This window comes from Aequorivita antarctica (genome assembly GCF_007997155.1).
Lineage (GTDB): Bacteria > Bacteroidota > Bacteroidia > Flavobacteriales > Flavobacteriaceae > Aequorivita > Aequorivita antarctica.
In genome coordinates, this window is record NZ_VORT01000002.1 from 368,413 (window position 1) to 391,926 (window position 23,514).

The 23,514-nt window shown below is 36.2% G+C and carries 24 protein-coding genes; 10 read left to right on the forward strand and 14 right to left on the reverse strand.

The annotated features are described in order from the left end of the window. The first annotated feature begins 50 nt into the window (after positions 1–50). The 5 genes from tsaE to ESU54_RS04345 all read left to right on the forward strand — a co-directional run bounded on the left by tsaE (position 51) and on the right by ESU54_RS04345 (position 3,939). Complete coding sequence (gene tsaE / locus ESU54_RS04325) at positions 51–464, forward strand: tRNA (adenosine(37)-N6)-threonylcarbamoyltransferase complex ATPase subunit type 1 TsaE (RefSeq protein ID WP_111843911.1); 414 nt, start codon at positions 51–53, stop codon at positions 462–464. A 264-nt stretch (positions 465–728) separates the two neighbouring features. Then, positions 729–1,241 (forward strand): hypothetical protein, encoded by a 513-nt coding sequence (locus ESU54_RS04330; protein WP_146743976.1) that lies wholly within the window; start codon positions 729–731, stop codon positions 1,239–1,241. Between the two features lie 391 nt (positions 1,242–1,632). Then, complete coding sequence (locus tag ESU54_RS17780; protein ID WP_160113261.1) at positions 1,633–1,773, forward strand: hypothetical protein; 141 nt, start codon at positions 1,633–1,635, stop codon at positions 1,771–1,773. 538 nt (positions 1,774–2,311) lie between these two features. Further along, positions 2,312–3,511 carry an alanine dehydrogenase gene (locus tag ESU54_RS04340; protein WP_111843915.1) on the forward strand — a complete coding sequence of 400 codons (1,200 nt, stop codon included), beginning with the start codon at positions 2,312–2,314 and terminating at the stop codon, positions 3,509–3,511. Between the two features lie 50 nt (positions 3,512–3,561). After that, on the forward strand, positions 3,562–3,939 hold the full coding sequence (locus ESU54_RS04345) for a hypothetical protein (protein WP_111843916.1): 378 nt from the start codon (positions 3,562–3,564) through the stop codon (positions 3,937–3,939). 60 nt (positions 3,940–3,999) lie between these two features. Here ESU54_RS04345 and ESU54_RS04350 read toward each other — a convergent pair whose 3' ends face one another. Further along, positions 4,000–5,172: a proline dehydrogenase family protein gene (locus ESU54_RS04350; protein WP_111843917.1), complete on the reverse strand. Its 1,173-nt coding sequence runs from the start codon at positions 5,170–5,172 to the stop codon at positions 4,000–4,002. 73 nt (positions 5,173–5,245) lie between these two features. Between ESU54_RS04350 and aroB the strand changes: the two genes are divergently transcribed. Both aroB and ESU54_RS04360 read left to right on the forward strand, forming a co-directional pair. Then, a complete protein-coding gene (aroB, locus tag ESU54_RS04355) occupies positions 5,246–6,316 on the forward strand; it encodes a 3-dehydroquinate synthase (RefSeq protein WP_111843918.1) in 1,071 nt (356 codons plus the stop codon). A 77-nt stretch (positions 6,317–6,393) separates the two neighbouring features. Further along, positions 6,394–6,687: a hypothetical protein gene (locus ESU54_RS04360; RefSeq protein ID WP_111843919.1), complete on the forward strand. Its 294-nt coding sequence runs from the start codon at positions 6,394–6,396 to the stop codon at positions 6,685–6,687. A gap of 64 nt (positions 6,688–6,751) precedes the next feature. Here ESU54_RS04360 and ESU54_RS04365 read toward each other — a convergent pair whose 3' ends face one another. The 5 genes from ESU54_RS04365 to ESU54_RS04385 form a co-directional block, all read right to left on the reverse strand. After that, a complete protein-coding gene (locus ESU54_RS04365) occupies positions 6,752–7,300 on the reverse strand; it encodes a type 1 glutamine amidotransferase domain-containing protein (protein ID WP_111843986.1) in 549 nt (182 codons plus the stop codon). A 118-nt stretch (positions 7,301–7,418) separates the two neighbouring features. Continuing rightward, on the reverse strand, positions 7,419–8,396 hold the full coding sequence (locus tag ESU54_RS04370; protein WP_317046615.1) for a YihY/virulence factor BrkB family protein: 978 nt from the start codon (positions 8,394–8,396) through the stop codon (positions 7,419–7,421). Then, a complete protein-coding gene (locus ESU54_RS04375; RefSeq protein WP_111843921.1) occupies positions 8,366–8,881 on the reverse strand; it encodes a DinB family protein in 516 nt (171 codons plus the stop codon). The genes ESU54_RS04370 and ESU54_RS04375 overlap by 31 nt, the downstream gene beginning before the upstream one ends. Positions 8,882–8,952: 71 nt before the next feature. Further along, positions 8,953–9,432, reverse strand: coding sequence for an Lrp/AsnC family transcriptional regulator (locus ESU54_RS04380; RefSeq protein WP_111843922.1), 480 nt, complete (start codon positions 9,430–9,432; stop codon positions 8,953–8,955). Between the two features lie 35 nt (positions 9,433–9,467). Continuing rightward, positions 9,468–10,634: a M14 family zinc carboxypeptidase gene (locus ESU54_RS04385; RefSeq protein WP_111843923.1), complete on the reverse strand. Its 1,167-nt coding sequence runs from the start codon at positions 10,632–10,634 to the stop codon at positions 9,468–9,470. Positions 10,635–10,926: 292 nt separating this feature from the next. Here ESU54_RS04385 and ESU54_RS04390 point away from each other — a divergent pair, with 292 nt between their 5' ends. Both ESU54_RS04390 and ESU54_RS04395 read left to right on the forward strand, forming a co-directional pair. After that, on the forward strand, positions 10,927–11,346 hold the full coding sequence (locus ESU54_RS04390) for a helix-turn-helix domain-containing protein (RefSeq protein ID WP_111843924.1): 420 nt from the start codon (positions 10,927–10,929) through the stop codon (positions 11,344–11,346). Positions 11,347–11,388: 42 nt separating this feature from the next. After that, positions 11,389–11,760 (forward strand): DNA topoisomerase IV, encoded by a 372-nt coding sequence (locus ESU54_RS04395; protein ID WP_111843925.1) that lies wholly within the window; start codon positions 11,389–11,391, stop codon positions 11,758–11,760. A 100-nt stretch (positions 11,761–11,860) separates the two neighbouring features. Here ESU54_RS04395 and ESU54_RS04400 read toward each other — a convergent pair whose 3' ends face one another. The 8 genes from ESU54_RS04400 to ESU54_RS04435 form a co-directional block, all read right to left on the reverse strand. Further along, entirely contained in the window at positions 11,861–13,918 is a 2,058-nt protein-coding gene (locus ESU54_RS04400; protein ID WP_146848080.1) for an ATP-binding protein, read from the reverse strand. A 347-nt stretch (positions 13,919–14,265) separates the two neighbouring features. Next, a complete protein-coding gene (locus ESU54_RS18055) occupies positions 14,266–14,388 on the reverse strand; it encodes an MscL family protein (protein WP_235004551.1) in 123 nt (40 codons plus the stop codon). Positions 14,389–14,459: 71 nt separating this feature from the next. Next, positions 14,460–15,155, reverse strand: coding sequence for a (d)CMP kinase (cmk, locus tag ESU54_RS04410; protein ID WP_111843927.1), 696 nt, complete (start codon positions 15,153–15,155; stop codon positions 14,460–14,462). Next, positions 15,155–16,174: a type IX secretion system protein PorQ gene (porQ, locus tag ESU54_RS04415; protein ID WP_111843928.1), complete on the reverse strand. Its 1,020-nt coding sequence runs from the start codon at positions 16,172–16,174 to the stop codon at positions 15,155–15,157. Before porQ ends, cmk begins: the two co-directional genes overlap by 1 nt. A gap of 222 nt (positions 16,175–16,396) precedes the next feature. Next, positions 16,397–18,847 carry an endopeptidase La gene (gene lon / locus ESU54_RS04420; RefSeq protein ID WP_111843929.1) on the reverse strand — a complete coding sequence of 817 codons (2,451 nt, stop codon included), beginning with the start codon at positions 18,845–18,847 and terminating at the stop codon, positions 16,397–16,399. 243 nt (positions 18,848–19,090) lie between these two features. Then, a complete protein-coding gene (locus tag ESU54_RS04425; RefSeq protein ID WP_146743977.1) occupies positions 19,091–20,485 on the reverse strand; it encodes a DUF6252 family protein in 1,395 nt (464 codons plus the stop codon). Positions 20,486–20,532: 47 nt separating this feature from the next. Then, the gene (locus tag ESU54_RS04430) at positions 20,533–21,852 is read right to left on the reverse strand and encodes an MFS transporter (protein ID WP_111843931.1); all 1,320 of its coding nucleotides are present in this window, start codon (positions 21,850–21,852) and stop codon (positions 20,533–20,535) included. A gap of 84 nt (positions 21,853–21,936) precedes the next feature. After that, complete coding sequence (locus tag ESU54_RS04435; protein WP_111843932.1) at positions 21,937–22,758, reverse strand: M48 family metallopeptidase; 822 nt, start codon at positions 22,756–22,758, stop codon at positions 21,937–21,939. A 218-nt stretch (positions 22,759–22,976) separates the two neighbouring features. On the opposite strand from ESU54_RS04435, the gene ESU54_RS04440 reads away from it, so the two are divergent. After that, positions 22,977–23,513 carry a collagen-like protein gene (locus ESU54_RS04440; protein ID WP_111843933.1) on the forward strand — a complete coding sequence of 179 codons (537 nt, stop codon included), beginning with the start codon at positions 22,977–22,979 and terminating at the stop codon, positions 23,511–23,513. The last annotated feature ends 1 nt before the right edge of the window (position 23,514 follow it).

Here is a 23,514-nt window from a genome sequence, read left to right on the forward strand (position 1 = left end):
ATAAATGCTGATTTTATTGATATATTTTTTATATTCGTTCCGTTTTTTAAATGGAAATAACATACACCCAAAACGAAATTTCCGAAGTTGCTGAACAAATCCTGACAGCATCAGCATCAAATATATTCCTACTTTATGGAGAAATGGGGGTAGGCAAAACCACACTCATTAAGGAAATTGTAAGGCAACTTGGGGTTCTTGAATTATCTGGAAGCCCTTCCTTTTCAATTGTAAATGAATATGAGGCTAAAGATGGTGTAGTGTACCACTTTGATTTTTATAGAATTACTAATATAGAGGAAGCTTATGATATTGGAGTGGAAGATTATTTTTACAGTGGAAATTTTATTTTTATAGAATGGCCTGAGAAAATAATCGAATTGTTACCCGAAAGTGCAAATAGCATATATATTATAAAAAATAATAACGGAAGTAGAACCTTAAAATTAATGCCCGTGAAGTAAAATTGCAGCGAGACATACCTGTTTATAAATTTATTCTTAATCGTTTGCCCCAAATCGCAATAATTATAGAGAAGGGACTTTATTACCAAAAAATTTATAAATATATAATAATAATAATTAATATACTTTTCAATTTTCGCAGTAGGTTTGGTGTAATATTAACCTCACAAAACTTATTTATTATGAAAACAGTAAAGTACTTATTTATCGCAGCAATTTTTTCATTAGGAACTTTAGCTTCTTGTACCCCAGAAAGCATCCAGGATGAACAAACACCCCAACAGATCAACAAAGCGGACATCATCGTACCTCGTAACGGGTAGTATTATAGCTCTTATTATAGCGGCTACGCCCTATATATTTTATTCTTATGAAAGTTTCCCAAAAGAACAGACTTGGGAAACTTTCTTTTTTACCTATCATTCCAATTGGTACAAGATGGTGTATGTGTCCGTATGGACAATGATGGGGAAATTCGTTCCCTTATTACTGCTCATTATCTGGTTTATTACATGTAAACATTGGTGGTACCATGTTATTTTGATACCTATCGGAATGTTTGCCTTTCAGCTTTTCAGTGTAATAAATGACGATGCTAGTTTTGTAGACGAGGTTGAAATCTGGTGGCTTTTCCCTATAATGTTGGTTATTATTCCGTTGGTTTATCTCATAAGAGCCCAGCTATCAAACAAATTGTTGGGCAAAGATTTAAAAAGTTTTGAAGAAGATTTGGTAACCAAAAAGAACCTTTGGCAACAGATCAAAGATCTTTTTTGATTCACCGCTTTTATTCAATATCAAATTTAATATGTACCTTAGTGCGTTGTTATTTTTGTGAAATAACAATTTATAAATTACAACTGCTGTCACAAAAAAATGATATTATATCATAAATTCCTTGAGATAGCATTAAATAAAAACCTCAAAACTAACTAAGATACTAACTAAAAAACTAGAAGCAAATCAACCAATAATTGCCGGTGAAATAAAAAATATAATTACTGCGTTATTTGAAGTGTTAAGGTTTTAACACCAATTTGAAGATTAGAATGCATTTCAAAGCATTTTATTGCAGAATAACCTGTAAAGATACCATAAACTTAATTATTATGTTTAAGTTTTTTGATTGTAAGTTTGGACCATATTAACCTCACAAAAACTTATTATTATGAAAAACCTAAAACTTATTATCGTAGCCGCAATTTTTGCCGCAGGACTTTTTGCTTCTTGCACCCCAGAAGGAATCCAAGATGAACAAACCCCACAACAAATCGACGTCAGGACGGTTTCAGTTCCGCCAGCCGGATAAAAAAAGCCTTATACAGGGAGGCATTATCGTTTTTATAATGGCTTGCACTCCTTTAATATACTATGCATATGAAAGTTTCTCAAGCGATACTCAAGTTTGGGAAACTTCTTTTTTTACCTTCACAACAAAATACCCTTCTCTTTATCAATACGCATGGTTTTTAACCGGTAAGGTTATTCCCGTAATTTTATTGCTTATATGGTTTTTTACATGTAAACACTGGTGGCACTGGATAATTCTCGTTCCTCTGTCCATGTATGTTTTTCAATTATTCAATATTTTAAAGCAAAATTTAAATGCTGATGAAGTTGAAATAATATATGTAATACCAGTAATGATGGTAGTTATTCCATCTGTTTATTTGATTCGCGCCAAACTTTTCAGCCAAATGAGAGCAGACGACCTAAAGTCCTTTGAAGAGGAACTTCTCCAAAGAAGAACTTTTTGGCAACAAATAAGAGACCTGTTTCGGTAATTTTTAACTTGATTAAATATTAAAATTATTCCGTAAATTGATACGGTCAAGCAAGTTTAAACTATGCCAAAACCAAAAACACCTTTCACAATTGCACAACTGCTTCCTCAAGAAGAAACCCTTGAAATAGCAAAACAAAGAGGAGAACTATATATAGGTATTCCCAAAGAAACCTATTTCCAGGAAAAACGAATTTGTCTTACTCCAGATGCGGTTAATGCCATTGTGAGCAATGGCCACAGGGTTTTAATTGAAAAAGGAGCCGGAAATGAAGCAGGGTTTTCAGACCAAGATTACTCAGAAGCCGGCGCACAATTGACTGAGGATACAAAAAAAGTATTTGGCTGCCCAATGGTCCTAAAAGTAGAGCCCCCTACCCTGGAAGAATTGGAAATAATTAAACCAAAAACAGTACTCATTTCGGCACTTCAATTAAAAACCAGGCAAAAATCTTACTTTGATGCGCTCTCAAAAAAGAAAATTACCGCTCTTGCTTTTGAGTTTATCAAAGACGAAGATCACAGTTATCCTGCCGTTAAGGCTTTAAGCGAAATTGCGGGAACGGCCTCTGTACTGATTGCTGCAGAGTTAATGGTTAATGCAAAAAAGGGAAATGGCCTTCTTTTTGGAAATATTAGTGGCGTCCCTCCTATTGAAGTTGTTGTAATTGGTGCAGGGACTGTAGGCGAATTTGCGGTTCGGTCTGCCCTTGGCTTGGGTGCAAACGTTAAAGTTTTTGATAGCTCCATTACCAAATTAAGAACAATTCAAACGAATGTTAACCGTATTCTGTACACTTCTACTGTACAACCAAAAAATTTGATGAAAGCTCTTTTGCGCTGTGATGTTGCCATTGGCGCTGTCCGCGGGCATAATCGAGCACCCATAATCGTTACGGAAGAAATGGTGCGCAATATGAAAAAAGGAGCGGTAATTATAGATGTTTGTGTAGATATGGGAGGTTGTTTTGAAACGACCGAAATGACCAGCCACGACAGCCCAACAATCATAAAACATGACGTGATCCATTATGGGGTACCCAATATCCCCGCGCGTTATCCCAAAACCGCCTCTATTTCAATAAGTAATATCTTCACACCCTATATTTTGGAAATTGCCGAAAGTGGCGGACTCGAAAATGCCATTCGTTTTGATAACGGTTTAAAAAATGGGTTGTACTTTTACCGCGGAATTTTGACCAATAAGGCAGTTGCAGATTGGTTTGATATGCCTTATAGCGATCTTAATTTATTGATTTTTTAAGTTTTAACAAATCAAATTCCTAATTAATCAACAATCCCTAATCCCAAATAATGAAGTTAGCATACCGATTGGTCTATTTTTCAGGAGGTTTTATAGTTGGAATTGCCCTGCTGTTTTTTATTCTGAGCGGAAAAAAAACATCTTGTGCCTACGGTTTGGATGCAAGAACCCTTAAAAACATCCGACTGAAAGAACGCGCCTTTTCTGAAAAAACACTAGCAGTTCTCCGGGAAAATCAAATGGATACCTCGGCGATTTCAACTTTATTGGAAGACGGCGATGTAGTGTTCTCTGAAAGCAATACCAATCTGGATTCCTGCAAACAATATGTTGTTGAAGGGAGAATTTTGGAAAAAAACCTGAAAATCAGAATTGAAAATTGCGACAGCTTAGCAACCGTCACCGAAGCAAACATTATTCAGAAGTAATCGCGCTTTCACTTTAAAGTATACCCTCTAAATTTTTAAACACTTACCTTCTAAATTTCTTTAAAGCTTCCTTCGCTTCTTCTCCTTTTTCAAAAGGGTAAGCTCCCTACTAGTTTGTCCTGCAACCGAAGTATTTTCCTCTGCACGTCTTATTAAATAAGGCATAACGTCTTTCACAGGACCAAAAGGAATATACTTCGCAGCATTGTACCCAACTGCCCCCAGATTAAATGAAATGTGATCACTCATCCCGAAAAGTTGGCCAAACCAAACACGATCATCACTTTTTGAAATTTCTTTTTGTTTCATCATATCCATTGTCAGATATGTGCTGGATTCATTATGTGTTCCTACGAACAATTCAATATCATTTAGGTTGTCCAAAATATATTTCATTACTTCGTTGAAATTGTCATCAGTGGCTTTTTTGCTCTCACAGATTGGGCTTTTATACCCTTTTTCTAATGCACGCTCGTTTTCCTTTTCCATATAAGCGCCACGAACAATTTTAAAGCCAAGCTTGTATCCCTTTGCTTTGGCCTTTTGATGTAAATCTTTTAAATACTCCAACCGGTCCCAACGATAGCACTGCAAAGTATTAAAAACTATAGGACGTTCCGTATTGTATTTTTCCATCATTATTTCACAAAGTTCATCGGCAGCGTCCTGCATCCAGGATTCTTCAGCGTCAATAAGCAGACGTATCCCGCAATCATGAGCTGTCTTTGAAACTCGGTCATAACGATTTTCTATATTCTTCCAATACACTTTTTCAACATCAGTCAACGGCTGGTTTTCGGTAATTTTTTGGTACACTTTAAACCTTCCAAATCCTGTAGGTTTAAAGACCGAAAATGGCATCGCATCCATGTTTTTGGAAAGCTCGGTCAGCTCCATTACTTTAGCCGCAGTGGCCTCAAATTGTGCATCTTCCTCTTTTCCTTCAACAGAAAAATCCAATACGGAAGATACTCCAACGTCATAAAGTTTATCGACTGTAGACATACAGTCTCTTTCATTCACGCCACCACAAAAATGGTCAAACACAGTAGAGCGGATAAGTCCTTCTACAGGAAGGTTTAAATTCAGTGCAAATTTTGTAACCGCTGAACCAATTTTCACTAATGGTTCCATAGAAATCATTTTGAAAAGAAAGTATGCGCGTTCCAGTTCGGAATCACTTTTTAGCTTGAATGCAGTTTCGGTATTATCAAAGAGGGAGTTTGATGTCATATAAAAAATAAAATAAAGTGTGCAAATATAGTTAGATTTGAACTCTGAATATAAGAGAACAATCAATAAGTTTATGGGAAAATTACTAAATGAAAAAGGACAGGTATATCGCAATGAAATTGCTTGGGAAATCTTTTCAGATTCAATAAAGAAATTACAACCCTCAGGAATATTTATTCTTACCGATGAAAACATCAATAAACACTGCCTACCCTATTTTTTGAAAAGGAACAATTTTGAAATCGTTCCCCAAATCATCACAATTCCAGCAGGCGAAATCCATAAAAACATAAATACATGCTTAAAAGTTTGGGAAACACTTTCAGAAAAAGGTGCCGATAAAAATAGTTTAATAATTAACCTCGGTGGTGGCGTAATCACCGATCTTGGAGGTTTTGTAGCTTCTACTTTTATGCGTGGTTTGCCATTTATAAACATACCCACTTCCCTACTAGCAATGGTTGACGCTTCCGTTGGTGGTAAAAATGGGATTGATTTGGGACATGTAAAAAACCAAATTGGCGTGATCAACCTTCCTGAAATGGTAATATTAGACACCGAGTTTTTAAATACTTTACCTGCGGAACACCTTACTTCTGGTCTTGCAGAAATGCTAAAACACGGAATCATCCACAGTAAAGAGTATTGGGAACGCGTAAAAAATATTGATGTTTCCAAGAAACTGGAATTTGAAGCATTGATCTGGGATTCTATTGAAATAAAAAAAGAAATTGTCACCAAAGATCCCTTGGAAAAAAACTTGCGAAAAACCCTAAATTATGGCCATACCCTCGGCCACGCAATAGAATCGTATTTTCTTGAACACCCTCAGAGGAAAACCCTGTTACACGGTGAAGCGGTTGCGGCTGGAATTGTTTTGGCTAGCTACATTTCAGTGGAAACCTATGGATTTACGAAAGAATCATTGCAAGATGTTTCAAAAACGATATTCAAGTATTTTCCAAAGCAATCTTTCGAAAAAAATGATATTGAAGCCATCATAAACCTACTGGTTTTCGACAAAAAAAACAGGAACGGGCAAGTGCTTTTTGTGCTTATGGAGGACATAGGCCACCATAGAACCGACTGCATTGTCAGTAATGAATTGATATACAGTGCATTCGATTATTATAAAAATTTCTAAAAAATTTCTTCAAAATATTTTTATGTCATCTATTTTTGAATAGTTTTATAACCACAAACCATAAGATTGAATATTAAATGAAGCGCATTATTGTAGATTACCGAAAGTTGACCCCCGAGATACTTTCTCTATTAGTTGAAAAGTATCCTGACGGATATGACGATGACCATGTTATCACTTTTAAAAACGCCAAAAATGAGACCGTAGAAGCGGTTGAGGTGAAAACGAACGATACTATTTATTTGGTAAAAGTGAGTTCCCGTCTCGAAACATCCATGGCAAATTTTGATGAAGATGATTATGATGATGCTGATTTCAATGAGCCGATAAGCGAAATTCCGGATAAAAAGAAAATGGAAGAAGAGGAATAATCCTCTATTAAATAAAAAAGAGGCGTGATTGCCTCTTTTTTATTGTTGAAACTTTCGTTTGCTATTACGCATGCTGAAGTTTGTGCTTACCTTCTTTAATCTCCTCAATCAATTTTGAATTGAAAGCAGGTAAATCTTTCGGGTTTCTGCTTGTGACAAAGCCTTCATCAACCACAACTTCTTCATCTACCCAGTTTGCTCCAGCGTTAATTAAATCGTCTTTAATGGAGCTAAATGAAGTCATTTTTCTTCCCCTAACAACGTTCGCTGAAATTAAAATCTGTGGTCCGTGGCAAATTGCGGCTACTGGTTTCTTTTGATCGAAGAAGCTTTTTACAAAATTTAATGCGTTTTTATTCCTTCTCAATTTGTCAGGATTTATAACACCCCCGGGAAGCACCAATGCATTATAGTCACTTGCACTGGCATTAGTAATGGTTTTGTCAACAGTGTATTCATTGCTCCAATTACCGTCTGCCCATGCTTTAATTTTTCCTTCTTCTTCACTTACTATTTCAACAGTAAAACCTTCTTTTTCCATCGCCTCTTTGGGTGATTTTAATTCAGATTCTTCAAATCCGTTAGTTGCTAAGATTGCGATTCTCTTATTCATAGTCTTTTTCATTTTTAGTTAAACAATTAATTTTAAATAAATTTAATAAGTACGATCAAGACTATCAATTTTCTGATATTAATCTTTTACTAATCTTTGTTAAGAAATGATAAAGGAATTAATTACTCTTTAAGGTTTCCGCTTTTTTTTTATCGGCTTCCACTTTTCGCTTGTACTCGCGCAATTCCTCCATTTCAAGTTCATAAGAAAGTGTTGCGTTGCTGGTAGGTTCAATTTTTATATTTCGATAGATTGCCCAATTGACAGTGAACTCAGCTCCGAAAAATAATATAAGACAGGTGTAATAGACCCACAAAAGAATAAGCACTAAACTTCCCGCAGCTCCATAAATAGAAGCTGGGTCTGATTTTGCGAAGTAAAAACCAATTAAATACTTTCCCGCCAAAAAAAGCAATGAAGTCATAAAAGCGCCTATAAAATTGGTTTTCCACTTTATTTTTACGTCCGGAAGTAATGTGAAGATAGCAGCAAATAAAGTTGTTATTATTATTTGTGAAAAAATAAAATTTAGTATTTCTACAATATGGGCTGAAAGTTCTGTGTAATAATTTCCTATTATATCGCTAAGGGCATTAATTGCAGTAGTTATAATCAAAGATATTAGTAGTAGCAAACCTATAACCAGCACCATTCCAAAGGAAATAGCCCTGCGCTTTAAAGTGTCTAGTATGGTGTTTTTTTTTGAACGAACACTCCAGATATCGTTTAATGCTTTTTGAAGTTGAAAAAAAACACCAGTCGCCCCAAAGACCAACATCCCAATCCCAAAAATAATGAATAGCACCGAACTTTCTGAGAGAGCTGCATTGATGATCATTGTTTGGATCAATTCTGCACTCTGTTTCCCTATCAGGCCACTAATTTCAACTGTAATTCTGCCTTCCACTGCTTCTCTGCCAAAAAAAATGCCTGCAAAATGAACAGTGATAATCAACAAAGACGGCAACGAAAAAAGTGCGTAATAAGCGATAACGGCACTCTTTGCCCAAGGATCATTTTTATCCCAACTAAAATAAGTTTCTTTTAGTAGTCTAAAAAATTTCATTACAGGTAACGCTCCGTTATTATATTGCAATGGTGCTTTTCGTGACCGCAGATTATAAATCCAGTAGCTCTTACAGACATGATGCTCCCATTGGCTTGACCTAATTGCTTTAACTCCTTTTCGTCAAAACTTTTAAAAAGACTCAGCGTCGCATTTCGTACCGCTACATAATTCTGCAAAAGATCTTCAACTGTTTTATTGGATGCGAGAGCCTTTTCGGCAAATATATTTTCATCAAAACCTTTGAGTTCCGCATTATCGCTTCGGGAAAAATACAAAGCTCTATACGCGAAAACTCTTTCAGTATCGGCAATATGCAGCAATATATCTTTGGGCGTCCACTTTCCGGCAGCGTATTGATAGTCCCATTTATTACTGGGCAAGCTCTCAAAAAAGACTTTGTTCCTATTCAATCCCCTTTCAAGCGCATCAACCAAATTGATGTTCTCAACCAAATCTATATAGCGCTTATAATAAGGATTGTATTCTGAAAGTAAGATTTCTGATGGCTTCATAATTTTTTATCTAAAGATAAAAAAAACCTTTGCTGTAAGGCAAAGGCTTTAATATAAAATTGGGTGAAATATTATATCTCTTTAAATATGGAATGAAGCAATCTTTTTTTATCATTAATGCTTTCTTCCAAGGAAATCATTGTTTCTGTACGACTAACGCCTTCAATATCATCTATTTCATAAATAATATCCTTGGCATGTGCTGTATCTCGGGCCCTGATTTTGCAGAAAATATTGAATTTACCAGTAGTTACGTGTGCTACCGTCACATAGGGTATATGGCTGATTCGCTCCAAAACAAACTGTGTCTGTGAAGTTTTAAAAATGAAAATTCCTACATAAGCTATAAAGGAATATCCCAGTTTCTTATAATCAACCTGAAGTGAAGAACCGGTTATAATCTGAGCGTCTTCCATCTTTTTTACGCGAACGTGCACGGTACCCGCAGAAATCTCTAGTTTTTTTGCAATGTCAGTGAAAGGAATTCGTGTATTATCGATTAACAAATCGAGAATTTTATGGTCTGTATCGTCTAATTTAAATTTTGCCATGGCTACTTTTTTCTTTTTGGCAAAAATATAAAGTTTTACGTTATAAAAGAATTTAATTTTTGAAAATAAATTACGGATTTATCGTATTTGTTATTTATTTCTAAAATATTTGACCCAACTGTTAATTTTTCTTGTGGATTTGTTAATATTTCCGATCCCTCTGCATCTTTTTCATGATGTCCAAATTTACTTTCGAGTTTTCCTATTTCATCAACTATTGGTGAAAAGATAATTTGATCATTCTTTAAAACTTCTTCGTATTGAATTGCTACGGAAACCAGCTTTTTTTCATCCTGTAGTTTTACATTTCGAAGGATGAAATCGTTGTAATTTTTAAGATTTTCGGGAATATCAAAATACTTCTCGTGACTCATAGGTTGTTCCTTTTCACCAATAATATCAAACAAGGAAAGGAGTGCATAGAAAATAAATTCCCGTGTTTTTTCACGCTGGTAATCCTGATTAAAATGACCTGCTTCAAATAAAATGGTAGGTACACCAGCTTTTTGGAAAGTATCGCCAACACAGGCCTCATTAAAGCTGTCGTCATACCTCCCAACCTGCCCTGGAATGTATTGTTGCAAAACGTTATCCATTTTTGCTATTTGCCGCATTGCAATCTTTCTGGAATCTGTTATAGTTCTTCTCTCATCAGCGGCGGGAGATAAAAACGAAACCGTGGCGGGTTTGCCATCATTAAAACCATAAATGGAACGTTGATCGTGTAAATTCAAACATAAAGAGGGTTTTAATGCGTCAAAAGTATTGCGAAGGCATTTGCTCTCTTTTTGTGATAAAGATTGCGCATCGCGATTTAAATCTACTTTGTTCGCGTTTTCCCTAGTATATAATTGAGCGCCGTCAGGATTTAGTATTGGAAATACATAAAAAGTATATTTATTTAAGAATTGCTCAATTTCAGTTTGAAAATAGTGTTTCTGACTTACGAATCTTAAAAAATCGAAAAGAGCTTTGGTAGTTGTCGATTCATTTCCGTGCATTTGTGACCAGCCCAAAATAATTTCAGAACCTTTCCCAATTTTTATCAATGGAATATCTTGTCCCGTTTCCGAAAGTCCAGGTACCGAAATTTCATAATTTAATTTATACATATCCAACAATGGATAAATGTGCTGCATAGTAATATATCTGCCACTTATTCGGAATTCAAAATGGTTCCGGTACCAACTGCTTATTTCCATAATAAAATTTGAAGTTTACAAAGTTAAACAATGCTTAGTTTACAAATGTAAACAAGAAGAATATCCAATATTGATTACATCGGTAAACAAAATTGATGTGTCTAACGGTGTTAATTACGGTAATTGCGTTCTATTTTCTAAAAATTGACTTAAATAATTACTTACTAGTTGTTTACAGTGTCTTGATTGAAGTGTAATTTCAATAATAATTAAAATGTTTTTATTGTTTCACTCTAGATAGATTAAAATAATTTACATTTGTAACCGTTGATTAGTTATACTTAATGTTACAATGATAAACAGTTCAGATTTCGTAAAAAGACTTGAAAAAATACTGGAATATTACAGTATAACTGCCACGGCATTTGCAGAAAAAATGGATTTTAACCGCTCCACAATTTCACATTTGCTATCAGGAAGAAATAAGCCGAGTTTAGAATTTGTAATGAAACTGCTTCAGAAATTTCCTGAAGTGGAAATGAATTGGCTCTTATTTGGAAAGGGGGCCTTCCCCTCTGCTCCTGAAAACAGAAATGCTATAGTTACTCCAAAACAAAAACCGATTGCAACGAAAGAAAATCCATTGGATCTTTTTTCAAAAGAAAATAGCGGGGCAGAAAATAAAACTATTCCAATCAATCAAAATTCAAAGGATATTGAAAGGATTGTCATTTTTTATAAGGATGGTAGTTTTAATGTGTACCAAAACTAAGCAGTTTCGGTAATTTTTCGGAAATTCGCATAAAAATTTGAAATGCGTTTTTCTATACTTTTATTAATTCTACTTTTTTTTAACAGCTGTTATGAAGGTGAGCGTAATTGCTCAGATTTCAAGACTGGAACGTTTGAATTTGAAGCTCTTTCGGGCACTGAAGTTTTCAAAACAACCATTACCCGCAACGATTCCATCGAGATTGATTTCTTTGATGGTAAAAGCGACACCTCTTCAATCCGCTGGATCAATGACTGTGAATATGTCTTGGAAAAACTCCACCCAAAAAATCAAGCTGAAAAGAAGGCCATTCTAATTAAAATACTAACTACACAAAAGGACTCATACACTTTTGAGTTCAGCGAAGTTGGAAAGACCAAGTCAAGCAAGGCCGTAGCTAGGAAAACAAAATAAGACCCTTTTTAATAATTATTTAAGCGTGTAGTTGTTAATGTAGCTCATTAACAGGTTTCTTTTCTAAAAACCCTGATTGTTAGATATTATACCATCGGTTTCAGGAAAAGTATTTGTTCAAAATATTAAATAAAGTTTCCTGTTCAATGGGCTTGGTTAGATAGTCATTCATTCCTACCTTCATACCTCTTTCAATCGCTTCTTTGGTCACATCGGCAGAAAACCCAAGGATAACTGAGGTGTTGTCAATTTTTCGTAGATGTTGTACAATTTCAAACCCATCTTTTCCTGGCATATGTACGTCCATAAAAATAAGATCATAATGGCTAGAAGTGCATTTTAGCAAAGCATCGTCCCCATCTTTTGATAGATCTGGCTGAATTTGAATTTTTGATAATATTTTCGCCAAGATCTTTTGGTTCAGCAGATTATCATCCACAATCAAAACTTTGAGATAACTCAAATCTCTGTATTCTCTTAATTTTTTATTCTCGTTTTGACTCTCAACTATAGGAAATTCCAGTGAGACCGTAAAGGTGGATCCCTCCCCCATTACGCTTTGCACTTCAATACTCCCATCCATCATCTCTACCAGCTTTTTTGTTATAGCAAGACCCAAGCCGCTCCCTTGATGTTTTTTAGTGATTCCAAAATCCAATTGTTTGAATCTTTCAAAAATAACATCTGTTTTGGAAGGATCAATTCCTATTCCTGTATCGGCCACCTTCATGTTAATTTTTAGGTTTCCATTTTCCTCCTCTTCATCATATAAAATTGTTATTGTACCAACATCTGTAAATTTTGTGGCATTGCTTATAAGATTACTAAAAATTTGTTCTGTACGTGAAACGTCACCGAGTACTTTTTTAGGATTTTGAAAATTTTCAAAATTTGTTTTTATCGCTATCCCTTTTATTTTTGCCGTCGGACCGTATATTTCAACAATTTTTTTAAGCGTTTTAAATGGACTAAAAGCTTCTCTTGAAAGCCCTACTTTTCCAGTTTCAATTTTTTCAATGTGAAGAATATTATTGACAAGATTCAGTAAAACCCTTGATGAATCCTGCATTATTTCTAAAAATTCTTTCTCGCTGTCTAAAAGTTGCTTGCCTTCCAATATTTCAGAAATACTTAGGATCGCACTTAACGGGGTTCTAATTTCATGACTCATGTTCGAGAGAAATTGCGTTTTTGACTTGGAGGCATCTTCTGCTCTAATTCTTTCTTTTTCAAGCTCAACGTTCAGTACATTCAGACTATCGTTCACTAGCTTATAACGCTGTGACTGTCTTTTTGCCAATTGAAAGTAGTAGACCAACAACCCAATAAGAAAGGATAGAAAAATACCAAATGCTAAGATGTAGTTTTGCAGTGTAGTGGCTCTTAACTCACTACTGGAATAAAACATAAAATTAAATTTCCAAGCGCCCACTGTCCTATTGGAAATTGGATTTAGGGGTTGTGTGAAAATTTGTTCGGAGTTTAAAATCTCTGATTCTGGTTTATTGTAACTGTAAAAAATATTGTCTACATCGTCTTTAATTTGGACACAGAAAAGATTTTGTTTAGAACTTATATCGTCAAACTGTTCTGTAAAATCCATGCCCGCAGAAATAGTTCCCTGAAAATTACCGTCGTAATAAATGGGAACATCTACCAAAAAAGCCTTTCCGTGTTGAGTAAGATCAACCCAAGAAGTTATATTTACCAAGGTATCCTTAGAATTTGCAATCCAACTTGCATAACGATATCCTACTGTTTTTATATCTAAATTAAGTACGGCTCGGTTCGGGTCAAATGGAACCACAAAGTTTATAACTCCAGTACTGTCTATGTATTCAATAAATTTAATGGACTGATTTTGTTTGATAATTCTTTCCGTGTCAGACTTCAAATAAGTTTTGAAATTGCCGTTGCTCTCCACAATTCGGTCTAGTAAATTTTCCAAAGAGGCTATGTTGTGACCTATTATCTTCTTAAAATCTTGATAAGTCAAATTACCCGCAATCTCCAATTGCCTTAGCTTGGCCTGTCTTTGATCCTCAACAGTTTTATTATAGCTAATAACAGATAATGCAGATAGGAACAGGAATAAAATTATTGAAAGTAAAGCAAGTTTGTATTCCCGGTATACATTAATAATTTTGTCTCGGAGCATTTATAAAGTTACTAAAAGATTGGCTTTAAATAACACAGGTATTTATTTTTTAGCAGTATTGAGAAGCGGTATGTTTGTTCTCAATAAGTGAGTTTTGCTCTTCCATCATTTTTTCAATATTTGAAAGGATTTGACTATTTTTTGGTGTTTCTACAGTTTTATCTTTTGGGCCCTCTGGCCTTTACTTAAAGCGATTTGTGAGTTTTTGAAAAAAATGGCAAACGCTTTCAATCCTCAATTAGCTCTCCATAATCCACACCTACTTCTTCTACTGAATCTTTTGCAGCGCGGTGTACTTATCTTTTATTTGAAAGATTAACACCATTTGTGAGCAAGGATAGACGGCATTACAATTTTTTTGATGATGGTGCTATTCTGTTGTTGAATGCGATACCAATAACAATGCCCACAGCCATATCGATCATATTTCCTTTTATGTCGAAATTTTTAAACTCCTGTAAAAAGCTCATTTTTTATAAATTTATAATAAATTTCAATGGTAAAAAGATCTAAGAGAAATGGAACTTAGGAAAACAGAAATTTAAATACGGCCCGCAATTCGGTCTTTAGCCAGTTGTAGCACAACGTGAAACTGATCTTGAAGATTCATTTCAGAATTATCAATTTCAATGGCATCAGCAGCTTTTCGCAATGGGGAATCTTCACGCGTGGTGTCTATATGGTCGCGCTCTTGAATATTTTTGAGGATGTCATTAAAAGTAACGGTATCTCCCCGATCCATAAGTTCTTTATACCTTCTTTGCGCTCGCTCGGGTGCAGAAGCATTCATAAATATTTTCAGTTCAGCATTCGGGAAAACCACTGTTCCTATATCGCGACCGTCCATTACCACTCCTTTCTCCAAGCCCATTTGCTGCTGCTGGGCAACCAATTTTACTCGTACTTCGTGAATGGTTGCTATTGGACTAACAAATTCTGAAACTTCAAGGTTGCGGATTTCATTCTCTACATCTTTTCCGTTCAAAAAAATATGCGCTTTGTTCCAGGAGGCTTCCTTTTTAAATTTTAAATGAATTGAAGGAAGTGATTCTTCCAATTTCTCAATGTCAAAATTACCTTTTGAAATAATACCGTTCTGCATTGCATAAAGCGTTACGGCACGATACATTGCGCCACTATCAACATACACATAGCCCAAATAATCGGCAAGTTGCTTTGCAACCGTACTTTTTCCCGTGGAGGAATATCCGTCAATGGCTATGGTAATTTTTTGCATTATTGAAGGTCTATGTTTAGCCCAAAGAAACTCGATGATGCCGCCGAACTATATTTTGAATAGGAGTAACTTAGCCTGTATTTATTCAACTTGATCGCAAACCCCGCACTCATTCCAGCAAAGGAGCGTTTCTCAAGAATACGAAGCTCTTCACCTCTTCTGAAGTTATATCCCAAACGAATATTGAAACCACTTTCAGGAAAAAGTTCAATTCCAGCAATCATATGTCGAAATGCTTGATCAACAAAAGTAATTTTTTCATCTGTGGTCACTCCTTCCAGATCGGTTTCTGAGCGGGCAGGGTTTGAAAATGCGATATTCCATTGTTGCATATTTTCCATAGTGAAATGCCAACGAATTGGAATGTTTTCCAAAGTTTGTGAAATTCCTAAAATTATCTCAAACGGCAATGGCTCGTATTCTTCGTGGTAAGGCGTAAACTGCATTCCAAGGTTTCTGGCAACTCCTGTTATTTGGAGATCCCAGTCTTCATAAACATACATAAGGCCAATATCCAATGCTCCTCCGAAAGAAGAGTAATTTTCCAATTTTGAAGAAATAAGTTTCAGGTTTACCCCAACGTGAAAATTGGTAAATGCGATATTTCTGGCATGGCCAAGGGAAAGGGCTACTTCACCCCCGCTAAAACTGCTTGTTGGGTTTCCAGCTTCATCATAACCATCAAATTTTCCGTAATTAATATAGGTTACACCTGCGTGCAAAACTTGCGTTCTTCTGTCCCAAAGATAGGCGTATGCAGCCGTGCCGTAGTTTACATCGCCAATATAGTTTGTGTAGTTAAGCGATAGTTGATTATCCATCGCAGGATTGATGCTTGCAGGATTAAATAAGCCTTGTGTAGGATCGTAGTCATAATTTGTAATCACCTTACCCCCCAATGCAGCCATTCTTGGACTGTTGACTAGATTCAGGAATTGATACGTTGCCCTTCCCCCTATCTGCGCTACCAAAAGCTGAGATATAAAAAGTGAAACAACTAAAAAAACCTTTTGGGCCATAGACGCGAGTTACCGTAACTAAAAACTAAACGAATGCAAGTATAATTTATTTTTGCAAAGGAAAGAAACATCCAAGATTAATTTTTAAATTGTTATGACCAATGATAAGAGGATATTCCATTTGTCCTTTTAAAAAGAAATATAATTGACAAATGAAATCATTGATGATTAATGTACGGTTGCGAAAAACAATTATACATTAATCATCATAAAAAAAATAGTTTAAAGCTTTTTAGCGTTCTTCACCTTTTCTTTGGTCAACGCTAAATTCAATACATCGCTCATATCCTTCACATAATGGAAGGTCAGTCCTTTTAGGTATTCGGGTTTTATTTCGTCTATATCGCGTCTATTGTCTTCACAAAGAAGAATTTCTTTAATTCGGGCACGTTTTGCGGCAAGTATTTTTTCCTTTATTCCACCAACAGGCAGCACTTTGCCACGAAGTGTTATCTCTCCAGTCATCGCAATTGATTTCTTTACTTTTCGCTGTGTGAATAGCGAAACCAAAGAAGTAAGCATCGTTATTCCCGCACTTGGCCCGTCTTTGGGTGTTGCGCCTTCTGGCACGTGAATGTGTACGTTATAATTTTCAAAAATATCTGGATTAATCCCTAACTGTTCGGCGTTGGATTTTATATATTCCAAAGCTATTGTAGCAGATTCTTTCATAACTTTCCCAAGGTTACCAGTTAAATTTAAAGTCCCTTTTCCTTTAGAAAGTGCAGATTCTATAAACAATATATCGCCGCCAACCCTAGTCCACGCAAGGCCTGTAACAACACCTGCAACATCATTGTTTTCATATTTATCGCGTTCCATTCTAGGTGCGCCCAAAACTTCTATAATAATATCGTTGGTAACTTTCACTTCGTATGCTTCTTCCATTGCAATTTTCATTGCGGCATAACGTACCATTTTTGCAATCTGTTTTTCCAAGCTACGAACACCACTTTCACGGGTATAGCCTTCCACGATTTTTTCAAGTTGCGGTTTTGCAATTTTCAGGGCATCGCTTTCCATTCCGTGCTCTTTAAGCTGTTTCGGAAGTAAATGGCGTTTTGCAATTTCCACTTTCTCCTCTATGGTATAACCTGTAACATCTATAATCTCCATCCTATCGCGCAACGCGGGCTGAATGGTACTCAAACTATTGGAGGTAGCTATAAACATTACTTTGGAAAGGTCATAACCAAGCTCTAAAAAGTTATCGTAAAACGAATTGTTTTGCTCCGGATCAAGAACTTCAAGCATTGCTGAAGAAGGATCTCCTTGATTGCTTGCTGAAATTTTGTCAATTTCATCCAAAACAAATACTGGATTGCTTGTTCCTGCTTTTTTGATGCTTTGTACAATCCGCCCAGGCATTGCTCCTATATATGTTTTTCGGTGTCCACGGATTTCAGCTTCGTCACGAAGACCACCCAAACTCATCCGAACATATTTTCTGCCCAAAGCTTCTGCAATTGATTTTCCCAAAGATGTTTTACCAACTCCCGGAGGTCCGTAAAGGCAAAGTATTGGCGATTTCATATCGTTTCGCAATTTCAAAACGGCTAAATATTCGATGATTCGTCTTTTAACGTCATCAAGTCCGTAATGGTCACGATCCAATACTTTTCTTGCACGTTTTAAATCGAACTTGTCTTTACTGTATTTGTTCCAAGGCAGATCTAAAAGCAACTCCAAATAGTTACGCTGAATGCTGTACTCCGCAACCTGTGGGTTCATTCGCTGCATCTTGGAAAGTTCTTTCTGGAAGTGTTTTTCAACTTCCTTGCTCCATTTTTTGGTTTTGGAACGTTCGCGCATCTCCTCTATCTCTTCTTCCATGGTTGAACCACCCAATTCTTCTTGAATGGTCTTCATCTGTTGTTGAAGAAAATACTCGCGTTGTTGTTGATTGATATCGCTCTGTACTTTGCTCTGAATATCGTTCCGAAGTGAAAGCTTCTGGATTTCCATATTCATATACCGAAGTGTTTCAAGCGCGCGATCTTTCAGATTGTTGATTTCTAAAAGAGCTTGCTTTTGCTCAACATCAATATTTAAGTTTGAAGAAACAAAATTGATAAGGAAACTGGAGCTTTCAATATTTTTTATGGCAAAGGCCGCTTCCGAAGGAATATTTGGGCTTTGCTTGATTATCTGCAATGCCATTTCCTTTATGGAATCTATGATTGCCTTAAATTCCTCGCTTTCTTTTTCAGGGCGCGCTTCGGCAACCTCTCTAATGGTCGCGGTCATATAAGGATCGGTGGTTATTACTTCAGCAACCTCAAAGCGCTTTTTACCTTGAATGATTACCGTAGTATTGCCATCGGGCATTTTAAGCACCCGAAGTATTTGTGCCACCGTACCAATGGTATTGATATCACCAATACCCGGCTCCTCCTCATTTTCGTCTTTTTGTGAAACTACGCCAATAACCTTATTTCCTTTATTGGTTTCGTTTATAAGTTTTATTGATTTGTCTCGCCCAGCAGTAATCGGGATTACAACGCCAGGAAATAAAACCGTGTTTCGAAGGGGTAAAATTGGAAGAATTTCAGGAAGCTCTTCTTTATGCATTGCATCTTCGTCTTCGGAAGACATAAGCGGAATAAAATCTGCATCTTCGTGTAAATCCTGAAATGACAACTTGTCTAATGATGTAAGTTTTGAATTTCCCATATATTGTTTTAGGACAATGTGTCACAAATGTTGCTCGCACATTGTCTAATTATTTAAATGTTTCTATTTCTATTATGTAATCTCGCTGAATATCAAACGATTTACAAGCTCTTTTCTTCTATAATTCAAGAGTTATGCCAGTTATGATCCGGAAAGTGTGACATCAAATTTGAAATCCACCTCAATTGAAAAAGCCGCCTTGGGATATCCCAAAGACGGCTTTTTATGAATTTTGTATTTTTTTTACGGAAGTACCACTAAAAATTCTCCGCCCGTAATTTGGTAAATCGTTGGATCCTGACCAGTAGCATCCCTTCCAGTGAAGTTGAATGTTCCTTCTATAAGTCCTGTAGCGAGGTCATAATTGGTAATCACCAAACTTCCAGGAATTGAAACGTAGGTAATTGAAGTGCCAACCATTGGCGTATAGGTTGCTACAATTTCATCACCATTAACAACTTCGGTTCCCATTTCAAAAGTACCTTCGGTAACGGTTAATGGAAAGCTAAGTATCATCCTTTGGTCTCCCTTTGTTGTTGTGATGGTAAGCCTTGGATATTGGTTTACAACTGAAGTTTCAACCACTAGATCGTCTGGAGTATAAGCTGCACCGTCAATATTGGCGGTGAACGCATTGTTTGCTCCTGGTACACCCTCAAAATATGCGGTGAAGCTACCTTCGGTTACTTCAACAACGTCTGGCAATTGGTTTAAAGGATCGGTTCCCGTAAAGTTAAAAGTAGCTTTCAGCACTCCAACTTCAAGATCAAATTCAGAAATTGTAATTGTTCCCGGATTTGAAGTCAAGTTTTCAGCGCCACCAGCAGCATTGTAAAGTGCTATCAATTTTGTTCCATCTGAAATACGAACCATATCAAAAGTTCCTACACCTAAAGAGCGCGGAACGTCAATACGTATAAGCTGTCTTTCGGCATTAAGGGCTTCAACTTTAATCATATGCACATCACCAACTACTGGTTCTGTAACCGAAATACTATCGGCAATAAAATCAACGCCATCAACTTTTGCGAAAAATTCGTTCTCTGGATTGTTTCCTCCACCACCGCCTCCGGTATCGTCCAGGATATATTCTATTGCATTAAATGCACCTCTTGAAATTTCTATGCTTTCCAAAACAGGATTGCCATCTCCGTCTAGAACAGGATCGCCATTTCCATCAACCTTTATTCGAAACCCAACAAAACTAAAGGTTCCCGAAACCGTTTTTGCATCGGTATCTAATTCGGTTATTTTCAACTGTCCTGAACCTCCCAAAGCTTGGGCAGACATATATGGAAGCATATTTACAGAACCGTCAAAATACGATCCCGCGTTTTCGGTGGTTCCAGATGTAGTTAGACTGAAGGTACCAACTGCAGCGTTGGTAATGGCCAAGACAATATCTTCACCACCCGGCTTTGAGCCTGTAATGACTAATTCATTTTCAGTGGTCATTGTGGCACTGGTTGAACTTGCTATAAATTCCTGTCCTGCAATTTGGGCTTTAAACTGCCCTTCATCGGCATCATTTTGTTCATCTTGTACAAATTCGCCTGTGAGTGGCTCATTATCGCAAGAAAAAAATTGAAAGACTATGAATGCAAGAAGCATTCCTTTCAAAAGATACATTTTCTTCATAAATAAGTAGTTTGTAGGTAATAAACGCAAACTTAAACAAAAATTGTTTAATTGGTTTTATTTCTTGGTACTCTTAATAGTAAAAATACCCCAGTCATAAAAAACAATACGAGAAACAATATAGAGTTGCGCATACTTCCAGTTATTTGATCAATAAATCCATAAATTAACATTCCTATTACAATCCCAATTTTTTCAGCTACATCATAAAAGCTGAAATAGGAAGTGGTGTCTTTCGTTTCGGGCAAAAATTTTGAATAAGTAGAACGCGAAAGCGATTGAATTCCACCCATAACCAAACCTACCACTCCCGCAGTTGTATAAAATTGAATGGGTGATTCAATAAAAAATGCGACCACACAAATGCCAACCCAAATTATGTTTATTACGATTAGGACAGGAATGTTTCCAAATTTTTCTGAAGCGCGGGATGTTAAAATAGCACCTCCAACTGCAACCAGCTGAATAATAAGAATACTTACAATCAGACCCATAGTTTTTGCAGCATCACCACCCCAAGCAATTTCCTGCTCGCCAAAATAGGTGGCTACCAGCATCACCGTTTGCACTGCCATGCTGTAAACAAAAAATGCCGCTAAATATCTTTTGAGCTGTATGTTTTCTGAAAGCGAATTATAAACACTTTTTAGTTCGCGAAAACCGTTCAATAATATTTTGGTACTTACTTTTTTTCCGCTTTTGTTTCCTTTGGGTAAAAAATAAAAGGAATATTGACTAAAGAGAATCCACCATATTCCAACAGTAACGAAAGACCAACGCATTGCTTTCATACTAGCTTCCCCTCCTTCTCCAAAGCCGAATATTTCAGGCTTCATAACCATTCCCAAATTGAAAATCAGCAAAATGACACTTCCTATATATCCAAAGGAATAGCCGCGGGCACTCACCCTATCTTGTTGTTCGGGAAAAGCAACATCGGGCAAATAGGAATTATAAAAAACAAGACTTCCCCAGAAACCAATCAATCCAAAAAAATAAAAAAGAAGACTGATATGAATATTTTCAATGCTGAAAAAATAAAGCCCCATACACGAAAAAGCTCCGAGGTAGCAGAAAAATTTCATGAAATTCTTCTTGTTACCTACATAATCCGCAATACCCGAAAGCAATGGCGAAATAATAGCAACCAACAGAAAGGCGGCAGCAGTAGTGTAACTAATTAAAGGTGTACTGCGAATATTTCCGCCCAGAATAGAAACCGTCGATACGTCGGCAGATTTAAAAAGTGCTTGGTAATAAATAGGAAAAATAGCCGAAGCAATTACAAGGCTGTAAACTGAATTTGCCCAATCATAAAATGCCCAAGCGTTAAGTAACTTTTTACTTCCTTTAAGTAAGTTGGGCATATTGGCTCTTCATTTTTTTGAGGTTACTAATCTAATAAAAAATCCCGCTTGATGCGGGATTTTAAAAATTTATATTCTTTCTTATTATCTCTTAAACGAAGTAACACCAAACTTTTTTGCCTCAGCCCTTGCTTCGGGAGCCCAAGCCTGTATATTTTGGATTCTTGTACTACTGGAAGGGTGCGTGCTCAAAAATTCTGGGGGTGTATTACCGTTTTCCTGAGCTTGCATACGTTGCCAAAGTTCTGCAGCAACACTTGGCTCGTAACCAGCCATCGCCATTAAAATCAATCCAATATGGTCTGCTTCTGTTTCATGGCTTCTGCTAAAAGGAAGCATGATACCCACATTACTTCCCAACCCATAGGCAGTGTTGAAAATTTGTTGGTTTTCTGGGCTGTTGGACAAGGCAACATTTCCTGCCACAGCACCTAATTGTTGCAATTGACCGGCACTCATACGTTGTTGCCCGTGATTGGCAAGTGCATGGGCTACCTCATGCCCCATAACAGCAGCCAAGCCAGCTTCATTCTTTGTTATTGGTAAAATACCCGTATAAACCACTATTTTTCCACCAGGCATACACCAAGCGTTTACATCTTTGCTGTCCACAAGATTATATTCCCAACGGTAATCTGCCAAATAACCAGCATATCCGTTTGCAGTCAAATATCTTTCAGAAGCAGCTGCAATTTTTTGCCCCACGCTTTTTACCATTTGTGCATCTGCAGTATTTTTTACAACCTTATTTTCAGATAAAAACTCTTGGTATTGCTGAAACGCCATTGGAAGAATCTGCGAATTTGGAACCAAAGCCAAAGTTTGTTTTCCCGTAAAAGGATTGGTACTACAAGCAACAACAAGTGCCCCTAAAAGTAAGATGGAAAGTGATTTTGAAAATTTCATAAGAGATGGTTTTGTTTTAATGTTAAAATTAGAAATATAAATTTTAGCAATCTATTAAAATTATTGTAAAATTGATTTTTTAAAAATTGTTCCACAAATTTTAAACTTTAGTGTTTCTTTAATAGTGATGTATTATGGAAGCCTTTAAATTTATAGGATTGTAAAATTTGGAACGACTTTTGCAAACTTTACATTTTAACTTTAAAAAATATTCAATTATGAAAAACATACTCCTTTTTTTGGCCCTTTCAACAACAGTTTTATTTACTTCTTGCGAAGGCGATCCAGGACCTCCAGGACAGGATGGCGTTTCTTTTTTGGGACAGGTGTTCGAAAGAACTGTTAATTTTGAATATATTCCTTCAGAGAATATCTATGAAACGTCATTTATACAGTTTCCAGTTACAGTATATGAAAGTGATGTAGTTTTAGTCTACAGATATGAAGGTCTGGCAGATATTGGAAATGGGCAGACAGCTGATGTTTGGACACAACTTCCTCAAAGTGTTTTCTATAATGATAATACTGGAGACGTATATCAGTATAATTTTAATCATACCTTCGTTGACATTCAATTTACTATTGAAGGAAATTTCGATCTTACGAATATTGGCACCAATCCTGACCCAACAACCAATCAAACTTTCCGTGTGGCCGTGGTTCCCGCAGAATTTGCTGCCACGAATCCTTCTATGACAGAATTGCTGCAAATGATGCAAATGGACGATACACAAATTGAAAAAATAGAACTTTAAG

Bases quoted from the DNA above. Each gene is read 5' to 3' on its own strand.
- ESU54_RS04400 (WP_146848080.1), bottom strand. From the start codon at position 13,918: ATGCTCCGAGACAAAATTATTAATGTATACCGGGAATACAAACTTGCT.
- ESU54_RS04395 (WP_111843925.1), top strand. From the start codon at position 11,389: ATGCGTTTTTCTATACTTTTATTAATTCTACTTTTTTTTAACAGCTGT.
- ESU54_RS04340 (WP_111843915.1), top strand. From the start codon at position 2,312: ATGCCAAAACCAAAAACACCTTTCACAATTGCACAACTGCTTCCTCAA.
- ESU54_RS04385 (WP_111843923.1), bottom strand. From the start codon at position 10,634: ATGGAAATAAGCAGTTGGTACCGGAACCATTTTGAATTCCGAATAAGT.
- ESU54_RS04425 (WP_146743977.1), bottom strand. From the start codon at position 20,485: ATGAAGAAAATGTATCTTTTGAAAGGAATGCTTCTTGCATTCATAGTC.
- tsaE (WP_111843911.1), top strand. From the start codon at position 51: ATGGAAATAACATACACCCAAAACGAAATTTCCGAAGTTGCTGAACAA.
- aroB (WP_111843918.1), top strand. From the start codon at position 5,246: ATGGGAAAATTACTAAATGAAAAAGGACAGGTATATCGCAATGAAATT.
- ESU54_RS04440 (WP_111843933.1), top strand. From the start codon at position 22,977: ATGAAAAACATACTCCTTTTTTTGGCCCTTTCAACAACAGTTTTATTT.
- ESU54_RS04430 (WP_111843931.1), bottom strand. From the start codon at position 21,852: ATGCCCAACTTACTTAAAGGAAGTAAAAAGTTACTTAACGCTTGGGCA.
- ESU54_RS04380 (WP_111843922.1), bottom strand. From the start codon at position 9,432: ATGGCAAAATTTAAATTAGACGATACAGACCATAAAATTCTCGATTTG.
- ESU54_RS04365 (WP_111843986.1), bottom strand. From the start codon at position 7,300: ATGAATAAGAGAATCGCAATCTTAGCAACTAACGGATTTGAAGAATCT.
- ESU54_RS04350 (WP_111843917.1), bottom strand. From the start codon at position 5,172: ATGACATCAAACTCCCTCTTTGATAATACCGAAACTGCATTCAAGCTA.
- ESU54_RS04390 (WP_111843924.1), top strand. From the start codon at position 10,927: ATGATAAACAGTTCAGATTTCGTAAAAAGACTTGAAAAAATACTGGAA.
- ESU54_RS04435 (WP_111843932.1), bottom strand. From the start codon at position 22,758: ATGAAATTTTCAAAATCACTTTCCATCTTACTTTTAGGGGCACTTGTT.
- ESU54_RS04375 (WP_111843921.1), bottom strand. From the start codon at position 8,881: ATGAAGCCATCAGAAATCTTACTTTCAGAATACAATCCTTATTATAAG.
- lon (WP_111843929.1), bottom strand. From the start codon at position 18,847: ATGGGAAATTCAAAACTTACATCATTAGACAAGTTGTCATTTCAGGAT.
- porQ (WP_111843928.1), bottom strand. From the start codon at position 16,174: ATGGCCCAAAAGGTTTTTTTAGTTGTTTCACTTTTTATATCTCAGCTT.
- ESU54_RS04330 (WP_146743976.1), top strand. From the start codon at position 729: ATGAACAAACACCCCAACAGATCAACAAAGCGGACATCATCGTACCTC.
- cmk (WP_111843927.1), bottom strand. From the start codon at position 15,155: ATGCAAAAAATTACCATAGCCATTGACGGATATTCCTCCACGGGAAAA.
- ESU54_RS04345 (WP_111843916.1), top strand. From the start codon at position 3,562: ATGAAGTTAGCATACCGATTGGTCTATTTTTCAGGAGGTTTTATAGTT.
- ESU54_RS18055 (WP_235004551.1), bottom strand. From the start codon at position 14,388: ATGAGCTTTTTACAGGAGTTTAAAAATTTCGACATAAAAGGAAATATG.
- ESU54_RS04360 (WP_111843919.1), top strand. From the start codon at position 6,394: ATGAAGCGCATTATTGTAGATTACCGAAAGTTGACCCCCGAGATACTT.
- ESU54_RS17780 (WP_160113261.1), top strand. From the start codon at position 1,633: ATGAAAAACCTAAAACTTATTATCGTAGCCGCAATTTTTGCCGCAGGA.